The organism is Alloalcanivorax mobilis (assembly GCF_002864685.1).
Taxonomy (GTDB): domain Bacteria; phylum Pseudomonadota; class Gammaproteobacteria; order Pseudomonadales; family Alcanivoracaceae; genus Alloalcanivorax; species Alloalcanivorax mobilis.
The window spans coordinates 51,453-64,039 of record NZ_NMQZ01000012.1; the positions used below are offsets into that span (position 1 = coordinate 51,453).

A 12,587-nucleotide genomic window follows, 5' to 3' on the forward strand; every position below is an offset into this window, starting at 1 on the left:
CCCGATCACTGCCCCGATTCAACTGCGGCGAGCTTAGCCGGCCCTCACCCCCAGCGCAAAGCGACGCTGGCATCGGCGCCGGCCTGTCAGGCCTTGTCGCCATACCGCCACCGCCAACGGTATGCTCTATTAACCCTCTCCAGATTCGCCACCGGACACTGCCATGACCGACGTTACCTCATCCGCCTCGAACAGCGTGATCGACATCAACCCGGCCACCGGCACGGCGGTCGCCGAACTCAACGAAACCGATCTGGCCAGCGTGCCCGAGCGCCTGGCGCGCGCTCGCCAGGCCCAGCGCCGATGGGCGGCGAAAAGCTTCAAGGAGCGCGCCTCGCACATCGATCTGATGCGCCGTTACCTGGTCGACCGCGCCGAGGACCTGGCGCGCACCGTCAGCGAAAGCAACGGCAAAACCCGCATCGACGCCCTCGCCACTGAGGTGCTGCCCTGCGCCCTGGCCTGCCAATGGTACGCCGGCAACGCCGAAAAAGTGCTCAGGCCGGCGATGCGCCGCCCCGGCAGCCTGCTGTTCGCCAACAAACGCACCCAGGTCAGTCATCTGCCGCTGGGCGTGGTGGGCATCATCAGCCCCTGGAACTACCCGCTGTCGATTCCGTTCGGCGAGATTGTCATGGCGCTGATGGCCGGCAACGCGGTGCAACTGAAAGTGGCCGCCGCCACCCCGGCGGTGGGCCGCGCCATCGAACACATCGTCAGTGCCGGCGAACTGCCCGAGGGTCTGTTCCAGCACTTGGTCGGCTCCGGCTCCAAAGTGGCCGGCGCCTGGTTCGAGCACGGCATCGACAAACTGTTTTTCACCGGCAGCGTCAACGCCGGCAAAACACTGATGGCCCAGGCCGCGCACACCCTGACCCCGGTGTCTTTGGAACTGGGCGGCAACGATCCGATGATCGTGCTCGCCGACGCCGACCTGGAACGGGCCAGCAACGGCGCCGCCTGGGCCGGCTACCAGAACGCCGGCCAGAGCTGCGGCGGGGTCGAGCGCATCTATGTGGAAGCGCCGGTCTACGACGACTTTGTCGAACGGCTGGCGAAAAAGACCCGCGCTCTGCGCCACGGCCCCGGACACGCGGATCAGGTCAACGTCGACATCGGCAGCCTCACCACCGAGGGCCAGTTACGCACCGTCCAGCAGCATCTGGAGGACGCCCTCGCCAAAGGCGCGCGCATCGAAGCGCAATCGCAACCGGTTGGCGACGTGGAAAAAGGCCTGTTCTTCCCCGCCACTCTGCTGACCGGGCTCCGGGATGACATGCTCACGGTTTGCGAAGAGACCTTCGGCCCCCTTCTGGCGGTGGAAAAAGTCGACAACGCCGAACAGGCACTGGAGAAAGCCAACCGCTCCAACCTGGCGCTGACCTCCTCGGTCTGGACCGGCGACAACAAAAGGGGCCGCGCCCTCGCCGCCCGCCTGGAAACCGGCGTCACCACCATTAATGATCACCTCTACACCCACGGCCTCTCCGAAGCGCCCTGGGGCGGCTGGAAAGAATCCGGCATCGGCCGCACCCACGGCCCGGAAGGCCTGCTGGAAATGACCCACCCCAAGGTGATCAACTGGGACCTGCTGCCCGCCAAACGCAACCTCTGGTGGTACCCCGCCGACCGCGCCACCTACAAAGGCCTGCTCAACGCCCTGCGCTTCGCCTTCCCAAAAAACGCCGGCCAATGGCTGGGCGCCAGCCTCAAATTGACGCCGTTCTTGATCAGAAAGATGTTCAGCCGATGGAAGGTGGATTGAAGGGGGAGACGCAACACGCTGTCACGCCGCACACTGGCACGCCAAACCCGACGCCGCCGGCCACGCCGATGGATTCGCAATCCCTTTTTTGGTTCGCGGAATAGCGGGAATTGACTCATGCTGGTCCACTGCTCTTCGCCGCTGACGCCCTGTTGGGCGTTGTACTTGATTCGTGGCGTTGCCACTCACCCTTCGGGCCGCCGCAAGCGGCGGGTCTTGCTTGTTTTAAGTCAGATTCGCACCCCTTAGCAACGAAGCCGCTGTGGGAGCGGTCCTTGACCGCGAACCGGCGCAGCCGAACGGCGCCACAGCTCCCGCCAGACTTTATTGGCCGGCCGAAATCAAGAAGGACACCCCGTTGTGCCCCCCTTCGGCTGCCCGTCCTGTCTATGAAGGGAGACGGGAACTTGATGGCCGGGTCGGCGACCAGACGAGCCCGCGGCCGGTAACGCTGCCCTCCCTACAAGGCCGCGCCCACAGGGCCTGCAAGCCTCAGGCTATGCGCTTCAAACCCCAAGCCACGGGCGGGCTACGTAGCGCCTCTTGCAGCTTGTGGCATGAAGCTTGCGGCCCTCTCCATGACCCACGCTGAACCAGCATCCTGAATCCTGTTTTCAAACCACCGGCCGCCGTTCGCCGACCACCACCAGCAAACCGCTGACCACGATCAGGGCGATGCCGGCCCAGGTCCAGGCGTCGGGAAAATCGCCGAAGACGAACCAGCCGACCGCGACGGCGGCGGCCATTTCCATGTAACTGACCGGCGAGAGCACCGGCGCGGAGGCGTATTCAAAAGCGCAGATAATCAGAAAGTGGGCGAGCGCGCCCACCGCGCCCATCGCCAGCATCAGGGCCCAGCCCGACGCGCTGGGCAGGCTCCACACGAACGGTACCGCCAGGCTTAACACCGCCAGGCCGAACACCGAGGTATAGAACAGCGTCACCGACGCCCGGCCACTGCCGGACAGGCGCCGGGTGGTGAGTTGGTAGAGGCCGTAGGACACGCCGGCGGCCAGGCCCAGTAGCGAGGCCCAGTGAAACTCGCCCCAACCGGGGCGGATCACCACCAGGGTGCCGGCGAAGCCCACCGCCACCGCCAGCCAGCGCCGCGCGCCGGCGGCTTCGTTCAACAACCAGGGCGCCAGAGCGGTGCTCACCAGCGGACCAATGAACGCCAGCGCCAGGGCGTTGGCCAGGGGCAGAAACGAAATCGCGGCGAAATAACACAGCGTGGTGGAGAGCAGAAAGGCGCCACGCAGCATCTGCATGCGCGGATGCTGCGGCCTCAGCTCGGCCAGGGGCAGGCGCCACAGCAACAGGGCGCCGAGCAGCAGAAAGTGAAATAAATAGCGGGCCCAGGTCACCTGAATCACGTGGTAACTGTCGCTGAGGTGTTTGGCGAGCCCATCCATCACCGGCAGGATGCTCACCCCCAGGGCCATCAACAGTACGCCGATCAGCGGGCGTGCCGCCGGAGCGGCCACGGCGGTCATGATCGCCGGCCAGCGGTGCGCCAGCGACAGGTAAAGTGGCCAACCAGAAGCGTCCAAGACAAAGCGAATTCCCCACAAAGAAAGGATCAAGGCGGCGGATGCGGTACCGCCGCGCCCGCCCACGGCAACGGAGTAACATATCGCCGTGGCGGCACTGTTGAAACCTTTGCCTGCGACCCTGATGGTTGCGCGGGTGCGACAGCACGCACCGGCCCTGCGGGCAGCGGTTGCAATCCGGTAACATCTTGCAATATCCGACGATGTCGGTGCCGCCACCCCTCGGGTAGAATTCCCTCACCTTTGATTACCCGTTTGGCTCTTATGACGCCCTGGTTAGGACTGGATCGCCTCTTTTTTCTGCTTATTCGCGCTTTTATGCGGCTGTGCACCCGTATCCGGGCGCTGCCCGAGGACCCGGCGGAACTGCAACTGGACCCCAACAAACCGGTGGTCTATGTGGTGCGGGACCGCTCGGTGGCGGACGCGGCGGTGGCCGATCAGGCCGCCCGCCGGCTCGGGCTGAGTGCCCCGAAGGCGTCGCTGACCCTGGGTAAGCAGCATTTGTCGCGCAGCTACTTTCATCTTTACAAGCGCGCTCGCACGGTCAGCCGTGAGCGTCTGGCGGTGACACCGGCGCGGCTGCAACGGTTGGTCGCCGGGCTCAAGAACAACCCCGAGCTGGACGTGCAGTTGGTGCCGGTGTCGGTGTTCTGGGGCCGCCAGCCAGAAAAGGAAAATTCCCTGTGGCGGATCATTTTTTCCGACAACTGGGCACCGCCGGGTTTCATTAAGAAATTTTTTATCATCATCACCCAGGGTCGCGAACTCTACGTGCAGTTCAGCTCGCCCCTGTCGCTGCGCGCGCTGGTCGACCAGGGGCGCACCGACGACCAGATCGTGCGCAAGACCTCGCGCATTCTGCGCGTGCATTTCCGCCGCCAGCAGGAAGCCGCCATCGGCCCGGATTTGTCCCACCGACGCACGCTCTCCAACGCCATCATGGAAGCGCCGCCGGTGCGCGAGGCGATTCGCGAGGCGGCCGCCACCCACAACGAAAGCGAAGCGAAAACCCTGGAGCGCGCGCGCGGCTACGCCATGGAAATTTCGGCGGACTATTCACACACCGTGATTCGCGCCCTGGCGCTGTTTCTGAACTGGCTGTGGAACCGCCTGTACGACGGCATCCGTCTTTACAACCTGGACCACCTTACCCATCTGGCGCGCGACCATGAGATCATCTATGTGCCCTGCCATCGCAGTCACATCGATTACCTGCTGCTCAGCTACGTGGTCTACCGCAACGGTCTGGTGCCGCCGCACATCGCCGCCGGCATCAACCTCAACCTGCCGGTGGTGGGCACCATCCTGCGCCGTGGCGGCGCCTTCTTCATGCGCCGCAGCTTCCGCGACAACCCGCTCTATTCGGCGGTGTTCTATGAGTATCTGCACAGCATCACCACGCGCGGTTTTTCGATTGAGTACTTCGTCGAGGGTGGCCGCAGCCGCAGTGGCCGCATGCTGCAGCCGCGTACCGGCATGCTGGCGATGACGGTACGCAGCTTCCTGCGTGACGCGCGCAAACCGATTGCCTTCGTGCCGGTCTATGTGGGTTACGAAAAAGTGATCGAGGCGGGCTCGTACATTGGCGAGTTGCACGGCGGTAAGAAAAAGAAAGAGTCGGTGTTTGGCTTGCTCAAATCCCTCAAGGTGCTGCGCAGCCATTTCGGCCAGGTGCATGTGAATTTCGGCGAGCCGATCCGGCTGGTGGACTTTCTCGACGATCACCGCGAGGGCTGGCGCAACGAGGAGCTGGCCCCCCACGACAGCCCGACCTGGTTCAAGCAGACCGTCAATGCCCTGGGCGAGGAAGTGGTGACCCGCATCAACGCCGCCGCGGTGGCCAACCCGGTCAATCTGATCAGCCTGGCGTTGCTGGCCACGCCCAAACACACCATGGATCTGCAGCAACTTCGCCAACAGTTGCAGCTCTATATCAATCTGCTTGAGCAGGCGCCGTACAGTGACACCGCGCGCCTGGCGGAAACCGACCCGGACACCATTATCGAGTATGGCCTGGAGCATGAATTCCTGATTCGCGTGCCGCATTCGCTGGGCGACGTGGTCACCACCGATCCGAAAACCGCCCTGCAGATGGCCTACGTGCGCAACAACAGCCTGCACCTGTTCGTGCTGCCCGGGCTGATCTGCTCGCTGTTTCTCAACGCCCGCTCGATTCGTCTGCCCATGCTGCAAAGCATGGTCGCCCTGCTCTACCCGTTTTTCCGCAACGAATATCTTCTGCACTGGCGCCAGGACGACGACCTGCCCGACGCGGTGGAGCGCATTGTCTCGGTGCTGGAGAGCAACGGCCTGATCAGCCGCGAAGGCGACTGCCTGCACGGCGCCGCCATTCACAGTTACGCCTCCGATCTGCTCGCCCACCTTGGCCAGACGGTGATGCCCTCCCTGGAGCGTTACTACCTGACCATCCGCCTGCTGGTGCAATACGGCAGCGGCCGGCTGACCACCGACCAGCTCGGCGAGCTGGCGCACCACACCGCGCAACGGCTCTCTCTGCTTTATGAATTCAACTCACCGGAATTTTTCGACAAGGTGGTGTTGCGCAACTTTATCGGCCAACTGGTGGAAGCCGGCCTGGTGGATCTCGACCCGCAACAACAGCTCACCTTCGGCGACACCCTGCGCACCCTGGACGACGAAGCCCGCCGCATCCTCAGCCCCGACATCAGCCAGGCGATTCAGCGCATCACCCGCGTCCCGGAACTCGACACCGCCCTCGCCGCCACTGACCATCAACAAGCCGGCAACCCGGCCAAAGGCACCGAAGCGGGGAAGTAACAAGCTGCAAGCTGCAAGCTGCAAGCCAGCGCATTGTGGCGGAGGGGCCGTGCCGGTCAAGAGCCCGTTAAAAGTTAAAAGTTAAGGGTAAGCGGATTAAATGGTTGATCTTACCTTTGCATGAGAGTGAGACAGACCGGCATCTCATCGGATTATCTGGTTGATGCTTCACCTACTGCTGGTGCATGTTTCCTTCGCTAATTCCAGCAAGAACCCCACACGCCTCAACTTCCCGGTCATCGTTGCAACTCGCTCTCAGTGAAACGAGTTGTTTCTCAAGCGCTTGCAGAGCGGTTATCTGCGACCGCACATGAGAGATGTGATCATCGAGCAAGGCGTTGACGGCGGTACAAGGCTGATGAGGGTCGTCCTGATAGCTCTGTAGTTCGTGAATCTCAGCCAGTGACAGGCCCAGGATTCTGCAGCGACGGATGAAGGCCAGCCCCTCACCATGCTTCTCGGTATAGACACGGTAACCGTTGTCCTGCCGATCAGGCGGCGGCAACAAGCCCTGCTGTTCATAGAAGCGGATCGTCTGTGTTTCGACCCCTACCAACTGCGCCAACTGACCAATGCGCATCAGCCTCCTCCCCAACGGATTCTTTACTCTATTGACCTTATAGTAGCTTTATAGTTTTAAATGGTACCACAACATTGTTCAAGTGGAGTCGTATCATGAGCAAATCCTGTGGTGGCGCCTGTGGCGGTGATGCAACGTCCGCAGCGGATACCGATATACAGGCCTCCTCCGAGGCGCCAGGGAGATGGGTCAGTGTTTATGCCGTGCCGAAGATGGACTGTCCATCAGAAGAACGAATGATTCGCCTAGCCCTGAACGGCTTTGAGGAGATTCGGGCGCTGTCCTTCGACTTGTCGAACCGCCGGCTGAAGGTCGTGCATGACGGCGAGGTCGAGCCCGTCACCTCGAAACTGAAGACCTTGGGGCTAGGCGCCTCGCTTCAGGAAACCGTCGCTGCAAATCCGGAGACCATCAAGGCCGCCGAGTTTTCGGCAGCTTCTGCTAAGCAAGAATCCGGGACCCTGCGCTGGTTGCTCGGCATCAATGCACTTCTGTTCGTGGTGGAAATGACTGCCGGTCTGATCGCCCAGTCCACCGGCCTGATTGGAGAATCCCTGGACAATTTTGCCGATGCGGCGGTGTACGGGCTTGCCCTTTATGCGGTTGGACATAGCGTGAAAATGCAGGTACGTGCCGCGCATCTTGCTGGTGTACTGCAACTGATCTTGGCTGTGGGCGTGCTCGTAGAGGTGGTGAGACGCTTTGTATTCGGTAGTGAGCCTGAATCGCTGGTGATGATGGCTATCGCATTCGTCGCATTGATTGCCAATACCAGTTGTCTGCTGCTCATATCCAAACATCGGGAAGGCGGGGCGCACATGAAGGCAAGCTGGATATTCTCGGCCAACGACGTGGTGATCAACCTGGGGGTCATCACCGCCGGCGCCCTGGTCGCGTGGACCGGTTCCAATTATCCGGATCTGATTATCGGCACCATCGCGGGGGGCATTGTACTTAACGGTGCCAGACGCATTTTGGCGTTGAAGGGTTAAATAATGCTCATTATTGGCAAAAAGCTCTCGCCGTATGCCCTATTGTCCATATCGGGCCTGCTGGCAGCGTCTGATCAGGCTGTAAAGTGGCTGGTGCAGCAATCAATGGCCTATGGCGAGTATGTTTCGGTGACCCCGTTCTTTAACTGGGTGCACCTATGGAACACCGGTGCCGCATTCAGTCTTTTTGCGAATGGTGGAGGCTGGCAGCGCTACTTTTTTATCGGAATCGCGGTAGTGGTCTCGATTTTTCTGATCAAGCTGATCCTTGAAAATCGTCATAAAGGAGAAGCCATCGCTTACAGTCTTATCCTCGGTGGCGCCATGGGCAACCTGATTGACCGGGTCTTTCGCGGCTATGTTGTGGATTCCTTTGATTTCTATTGGCGAGACTGGCATTGGCCGGCCTTCAACCTGGCTGATATTGCAATTGTCCTCGGTGCCTTACTTTTCGTTTCCAGCAGCTTGTTGGGTAAAAAAGCAAACACCAATGCCGAGCCGGATGGATCTGACTGACACCTACGCCTATACAACACCATGACCGAACTTCCCGACAACATCCTTCACCTGCCGCAATACCAAGTACTGGGCTGCAAATCAACCGACGACGAAATGCACTTCCAGGTGGACGTGCCCGATCCCATCGCCTGCGAGGAATGCGGCGTGCAGGGTGAGTTCGTACGGTTCGGCAAGCGTGACGTTCCCTATCGTGATCTGCCCATCCACGGCAAGCGGGTCACTCTCTGGGTGGTCCGCCGCCGATACACCTGCCGGGCCTGCAAGACAACATTCAGGCCCCAGCTACCGGAGATGGTGGACGGATTCCGTATGACACTGCGGCTGCATGAGTACGTGGAGAAGGAATCCTTCAACCACCCCTACACCTTTGTGGCGGCACAGACCGGCCTGGACGAGAAGACGGTGCGCGACATCTTCAACGCCCGCGCCGAGTTCCTGGGGCGCTGGCACCGCTTCGAGACGCCCCGCATCCTGGGCATTGACGAGCTATACCTGAACAAGCGCTACCGCTGCATTCTGACCAACATTGAGGAGCGAACCCTGCTCGACCTGCTGGCCACCCGCCGCCAGGACGTGGTGACCAACTACCTGATGAAGCTGAAAGACCGGCAGAAGGTCGAGATCGTCAGCATGGACATGTGGAACCCCTACCGGGCAGCGGTCAAGGCTGTGCTGCCCCAGGCCCGTATCGTGGTCGATAAGTTCCATGTGGTGCGCATGGCCAACGATGCCCTAGAGAGAGTGCGCAAGGGCCTCAGAAAGGAGCTGAAACCGTCCCAGAGCCGGACTCTCAAGGGAGACCGGAAAATCCTGCTGAAACGCGCTCACGAAGTCTCAGACCGGGAGCGCCTCATCATGGAGACCTGGACAGGCGCGTTCCCGCAACTGCTGGCCGCCTACGAGCACAAGGAGCGCTTCTACGGCATCTGGGACGCCACCACACGGCTCCAGGCAGAAGCCGCCCTGGACGAGTGGATAGCCACCATCCCGAAGGGCCAAAAGGAAGTCTGGAGCGATCTGGTCAGGGCAGTGGGAAACTGGCGCGAAGAGACCATGACCTACTTCGAGACGGACATGCCCGTCACCAACGCTTACACGGAGTCCATCAACCGACTGGCCAAGGACAAGAACCGTGAAGGGCGCGGTTACTCCTTCGAGGTGATGCGGGCACGAATGCTCTACACCACGAAGCACAAGAAGAAGGCACCGACTGCGAAGGTCTCTCCTTTCTACAAGAAAACCATCGGTTACGGACTGCCGGACTTCGCAGAGGAACTCAACTACGGAGTCGATCTATCAACCATCTGAGGGTGGTATCAGATTGATGGGGTGAAGGTGCCCCATCAACCATTAAATCCGTATACCCAAAGTTAAAAGGTCGTAGCCGAAACGCCTTCCCACGGCCTACGGCCGTGGAAGATCAGCGCGGGTTTGAACTCCCTGAAGCGCGGGCACGGCCCTGCCGTCTTGTGGGCCCCGCCCGCGTTTTAACTTTTCACTTTTAACTTTCAACCAGCGCCTTGCCCACGGCACGGCGCTTCTTCCAGCACAGTCAGCTTGAAGCTTGCAGCTTCTAGCCCCCCGGCAAATACACATCAAACCGCACCGTCTTGCCATCCAATGAATGGTGCGGGGCGGTGCCGCCGAGCGGGGGCGCGCGGCGGGGGCGTTTGACGATCACCTTGTCGCAGGGTTGGCGGCGGGCCAGCGCAAGCAGCGCCCGTTCTTCGTCCAGGTCCGGGTAGCGGCACAGCGTCTGCAGCCATTGCAGATCTTTTTTCACCGCCGCGCTTTTATCCCGGGCCGGGAACATCGGGTCCAGATAGAGCGCGTGCCAGGGGCCGGCGGGCAGTGGGTCGCTGAGCGCCTCGCCCACCGGCATCAGCGTCAGCCGCTGCGCCAATGGCGTGTCGGCGGCGCGGGCCAGGCCGTCGGCCAGCAAGGCGTGCAGCACCGGCTGGCGTTCGATCAGGGTCACGGCAAAGCCGGCGGCCGCCATCAGCGCCGCGTCGCGGCCCAGCCCGGCGGTCAGGTCCAATACTCGGGGTGACGTGTGTTTGGGCTTGCCGAGGGCTTTGATCAGCCGCTCGTGCCGCACCCGATCCGCCGCCAGGCGATAACCCTGCCGGCCGCCAGTAAAGTCCACGCACAGCGGCGCCGCCTTGTCGCCGGGTGCCCAGATCGATAACCCCCGCTCCACCACGCCCAGCACCAGCGCCAAGCCCCGTTCGCCGGCGCCGGCCTCGTCCGCCACCGGGATGCCAACCGCTAGCGGCGGTGCCCCCGGTAACAGGCCGATCAGATCAGCCACAGAAACAGCGCGCCGCCCAGTATCAGGCGATAAACCATGAACGGGAACATGCCGAGCCGCTCAAGCAGCTTGAGAAAAAACACAATGGTCACATAAGCGGTGGCGGCGCTGACCACCACGCCCAGGGCCATGTAGCCCCAATGCACCGGGGTGCTGCTTTCAACCAGATCCACGATCTTCAACAGGCCGGCGCCGAGAATCACCGGCACCGACAGCAGAAACGAGAAGTGCGCCGCCTGCTCGCGGCGAAAGCCCAGGGCCAGCGCGGCGGTCATGGTGATGCCGCTGCGCGAGGTCCCGGGAATCAACGCCACCGCCTGGGCCAGACCGATCAGCAGCGCGCTGCGCACGCCCATGCTGTCCATACCACGGGTGCGCTTGCCGGCGCGGTCCGCCAGCCACAGCAACACGCCGAACACCACCGTGGTGGTGGCGATCACCCAGGCGGACCGCAGTTGATGCTCGATCAGGTCCTTGGCCAGAAAGCCGCCCAGCACCGCCGGCAGGGTCGCCAGCACCACCAGCAAACCCAGCTTCAGATCCGGGTTCATACGCCGCTCCACCAGGCCGCGCCCGGCGCCGGTGGTCATTGCCCATAAATCGCGACGGTAATACACCACCACCGCCAGCAAGGTGCCCAGATGCACCGCCACGTCGAACGCCAGGCCCTGGTCGGGCCAGCCAAGAATTTGCGAGGGAAGAATCAGGTGCGCGGAGCTGGAGATCGGCAGGAATTCGGTAAAACCCTGAACCAGAGCCAGGATAAAAGCCTGCATGGCATCCATTGAAGTGTCCTTATCGGGGCCGGGTATGGCGCGGGTGCGGGCGCGCGCTCATCGGTGAACGCGGCCCATCAATCATTGTTCCGTTGCAGTGACCTGATAACCGGCGAGAAATTCCGCGGGCATGCGTTTGGGCTTGCCGGAATCCAACGCCACGCACACCCACTTGGTGCGCCCGCGCAACAAAGTGACGCCATCGGATTCACGAATAATCTGATAACGCCGGGTCAGGGTGAGGCGCTGATCGTTCTCCACGATCCAGGTGCCGATCAGCAGTTTCTCGCCTTCAAACGCCGGCGCCAGATAATCCACTTCGGTGTGGCGCGCCACCATGCCACGGTTAAGGCGTTGATACACATCCCAGCCCAGCCCCAGCACCTGGGTGTGCTGCCAGGCGATTTTTTCCATGAAACGCAGGTACTCGGTATTGTTGACGTGGCCCATCACGTCGATCGACTCCGCCGCCACCACCACTTCAAGCTGGTGCACGCCGGGCAGGTCCCACTCGATCATCAAGACTCTCCTTCAAGAGGAACAGGTTGCAGGGAACAACAAACCACGCATCCGAAAAACCCGGCGTGTCACGGCGCCCTGTTCCTTGCAACCTGTTCCGTGGTTGTCTATACCACTTTATCCCGCAAATACACCGGCTGTGCCTGCTCGGCGGGCACCGTCAGCCCCCGGGCCACCAGGGGCGCGGCGAGCCGCGCCACGGCGCCGGCGCGTGGTGTCACGCCGATGTCCACCGCCGCCACCCGTATGCGCGCGCGGATCGCCTCTTCGTAGGCCACGCCGGAGCCGGCCAGCAGCCAGTCGTCGCCACCCGGTTCCGGCACCTTCTCGGGATCAAACAGGCCGTCTTCCAGCACCACCCGGGCTTCGTCGCCCTGGCAGTGATACGCGCCCAGATACAATTCGCCCATGCGCGCATCGAACGCGGCGATCACACGCGGGTGGCCGGGGTGCGCATCGAACGCCGCCAGGGCACAGGCGGCCAGCGTCGATATCGGCGCCACCGGCAAATCACAGGCAAACGCCAGCCCCTGTATCACCGAGGTGGCCACGCGCACACCGGTGAAGGCACCGGGGCCGCGGCCAAAGGCCAGCGCGTCCAGATCGGCAAGGCGCACGCCGGCTTCCGCCAGCACCGCGTCCACCAGCGGCAACACCCGTTCGGTTTGACGGCGGGCGCCGGGCTCGAAGCGCTCCAGAACCCGGCCATCCTGCCATAGCGCCACTGAGCAAGCATCGGTGGCTGTCTCAATGGCGAGAATTCGCGTAGCCAT

General features: G+C 62.2%; 11 protein-coding genes. 5 read left to right on the forward strand and 6 right to left on the reverse strand.

Annotated features, from left to right (window positions below):
- The first annotated feature begins 163 nt into the window (after window positions 1-163).
- Window positions 164-1,765, forward strand: coding sequence for an aldehyde dehydrogenase family protein (locus CGS25_RS08425; RefSeq protein WP_101675209.1), 1,602 nt, complete (start codon window positions 164-166; stop codon window positions 1,763-1,765).
- Window positions 1,766-2,379: 614 nt separating this feature from the next.
- Here CGS25_RS08425 and CGS25_RS08430 read toward each other — a convergent pair.
- Complete coding sequence (locus tag CGS25_RS08430; RefSeq protein ID WP_157933798.1) at window positions 2,380-3,315, reverse strand: DMT family transporter; 936 nt, start codon at window positions 3,313-3,315, stop codon at window positions 2,380-2,382.
- A gap of 264 nt (window positions 3,316-3,579) precedes the next feature.
- Here CGS25_RS08430 and plsB point away from each other — a divergent pair, with 264 nt between their 5' ends.
- Window positions 3,580-6,117, forward strand: a complete 2,538-nt coding sequence (gene plsB / locus CGS25_RS08435) for a glycerol-3-phosphate 1-O-acyltransferase PlsB (RefSeq protein ID WP_101675211.1) — start codon at window positions 3,580-3,582, stop codon at window positions 6,115-6,117.
- Between the two features lie 172 nt (window positions 6,118-6,289).
- Here the strand turns inward: plsB and cadR are convergent, their stop codons facing one another.
- Complete coding sequence (gene cadR / locus CGS25_RS08440; RefSeq protein ID WP_004364961.1) at window positions 6,290-6,697, reverse strand: Cd(II)/Pb(II)-responsive transcriptional regulator; 408 nt, start codon at window positions 6,695-6,697, stop codon at window positions 6,290-6,292.
- 95 nt (window positions 6,698-6,792) lie between these two features.
- On the opposite strand from cadR, the gene CGS25_RS08445 reads away from it, so the two are divergent.
- The 3 genes from CGS25_RS08445 to CGS25_RS08455 are packed head-to-tail and all read left to right on the forward strand — an operon-like array spanning window position 6,793 to window position 9,516.
- Window positions 6,793-7,689, forward strand: a complete 897-nt coding sequence (locus CGS25_RS08445; RefSeq protein ID WP_004574643.1) for a cation transporter — start codon at window positions 6,793-6,795, stop codon at window positions 7,687-7,689.
- Between the two features lie 3 nt (window positions 7,690-7,692).
- Entirely contained in the window at window positions 7,693-8,205 is a 513-nt protein-coding gene (gene lspA, locus CGS25_RS08450) for a signal peptidase II (protein WP_004863699.1), read from the forward strand.
- 21 nt (window positions 8,206-8,226) lie between these two features.
- Window positions 8,227-9,516, forward strand: coding sequence for an ISL3-like element ISPpu12 family transposase (locus CGS25_RS08455; RefSeq protein WP_004574636.1), 1,290 nt, complete (start codon window positions 8,227-8,229; stop codon window positions 9,514-9,516).
- 265 nt (window positions 9,517-9,781) lie between these two features.
- Here the strand turns inward: CGS25_RS08455 and CGS25_RS08465 are convergent, their stop codons facing one another.
- The 4 genes from CGS25_RS08465 to tsaB all read right to left on the reverse strand — a co-directional run bounded on the left by CGS25_RS08465 (window position 9,782) and on the right by tsaB (window position 12,587).
- Window positions 9,782-10,519: a class I SAM-dependent methyltransferase gene (locus tag CGS25_RS08465; RefSeq protein ID WP_089031862.1), complete on the reverse strand. Its 738-nt coding sequence runs from the start codon at window positions 10,517-10,519 to the stop codon at window positions 9,782-9,784.
- The gene (locus tag CGS25_RS08470) at window positions 10,507-11,304 is read right to left on the reverse strand and encodes an undecaprenyl-diphosphate phosphatase (protein ID WP_089031861.1); all 798 of its coding nucleotides are present in this window, start codon (window positions 11,302-11,304) and stop codon (window positions 10,507-10,509) included. The genes CGS25_RS08465 and CGS25_RS08470 overlap by 13 nt, the downstream gene beginning before the upstream one ends.
- 72 nt (window positions 11,305-11,376) lie before the next feature.
- Window positions 11,377-11,814, reverse strand: coding sequence for an acyl-CoA thioesterase (locus CGS25_RS08475; protein ID WP_089031860.1), 438 nt, complete (start codon window positions 11,812-11,814; stop codon window positions 11,377-11,379).
- Window positions 11,815-11,921: 107 nt separating this feature from the next.
- Window positions 11,922-12,587: a tRNA (adenosine(37)-N6)-threonylcarbamoyltransferase complex dimerization subunit type 1 TsaB gene (gene tsaB / locus CGS25_RS08480; RefSeq protein WP_101675212.1), complete on the reverse strand. Its 666-nt coding sequence runs from the start codon at window positions 12,585-12,587 to the stop codon at window positions 11,922-11,924.

Bases quoted from the DNA above. Each gene is read 5' to 3' on its own strand.
- CGS25_RS08425 (WP_101675209.1), top strand. From the start codon at position 164: ATGACCGACGTTACCTCATCCGCCTCGAACAGCGTGATCGACATCAAC.
- plsB (WP_101675211.1), top strand. From the start codon at position 3,580: ATGACGCCCTGGTTAGGACTGGATCGCCTCTTTTTTCTGCTTATTCGC.
- cadR (WP_004364961.1), bottom strand. From the start codon at position 6,697: ATGCGCATTGGTCAGTTGGCGCAGTTGGTAGGGGTCGAAACACAGACG.
- CGS25_RS08445 (WP_004574643.1), top strand. From the start codon at position 6,793: ATGAGCAAATCCTGTGGTGGCGCCTGTGGCGGTGATGCAACGTCCGCA.
- lspA (WP_004863699.1), top strand. From the start codon at position 7,693: ATGCTCATTATTGGCAAAAAGCTCTCGCCGTATGCCCTATTGTCCATA.
- CGS25_RS08455 (WP_004574636.1), top strand. From the start codon at position 8,227: ATGACCGAACTTCCCGACAACATCCTTCACCTGCCGCAATACCAAGTA.
- CGS25_RS08470 (WP_089031861.1), bottom strand. From the start codon at position 11,304: ATGGATGCCATGCAGGCTTTTATCCTGGCTCTGGTTCAGGGTTTTACC.
- CGS25_RS08475 (WP_089031860.1), bottom strand. From the start codon at position 11,814: ATGATCGAGTGGGACCTGCCCGGCGTGCACCAGCTTGAAGTGGTGGTG.
- tsaB (WP_101675212.1), bottom strand. From the start codon at position 12,587: ATGGCTACGCGAATTCTCGCCATTGAGACAGCCACCGATGCTTGCTCA.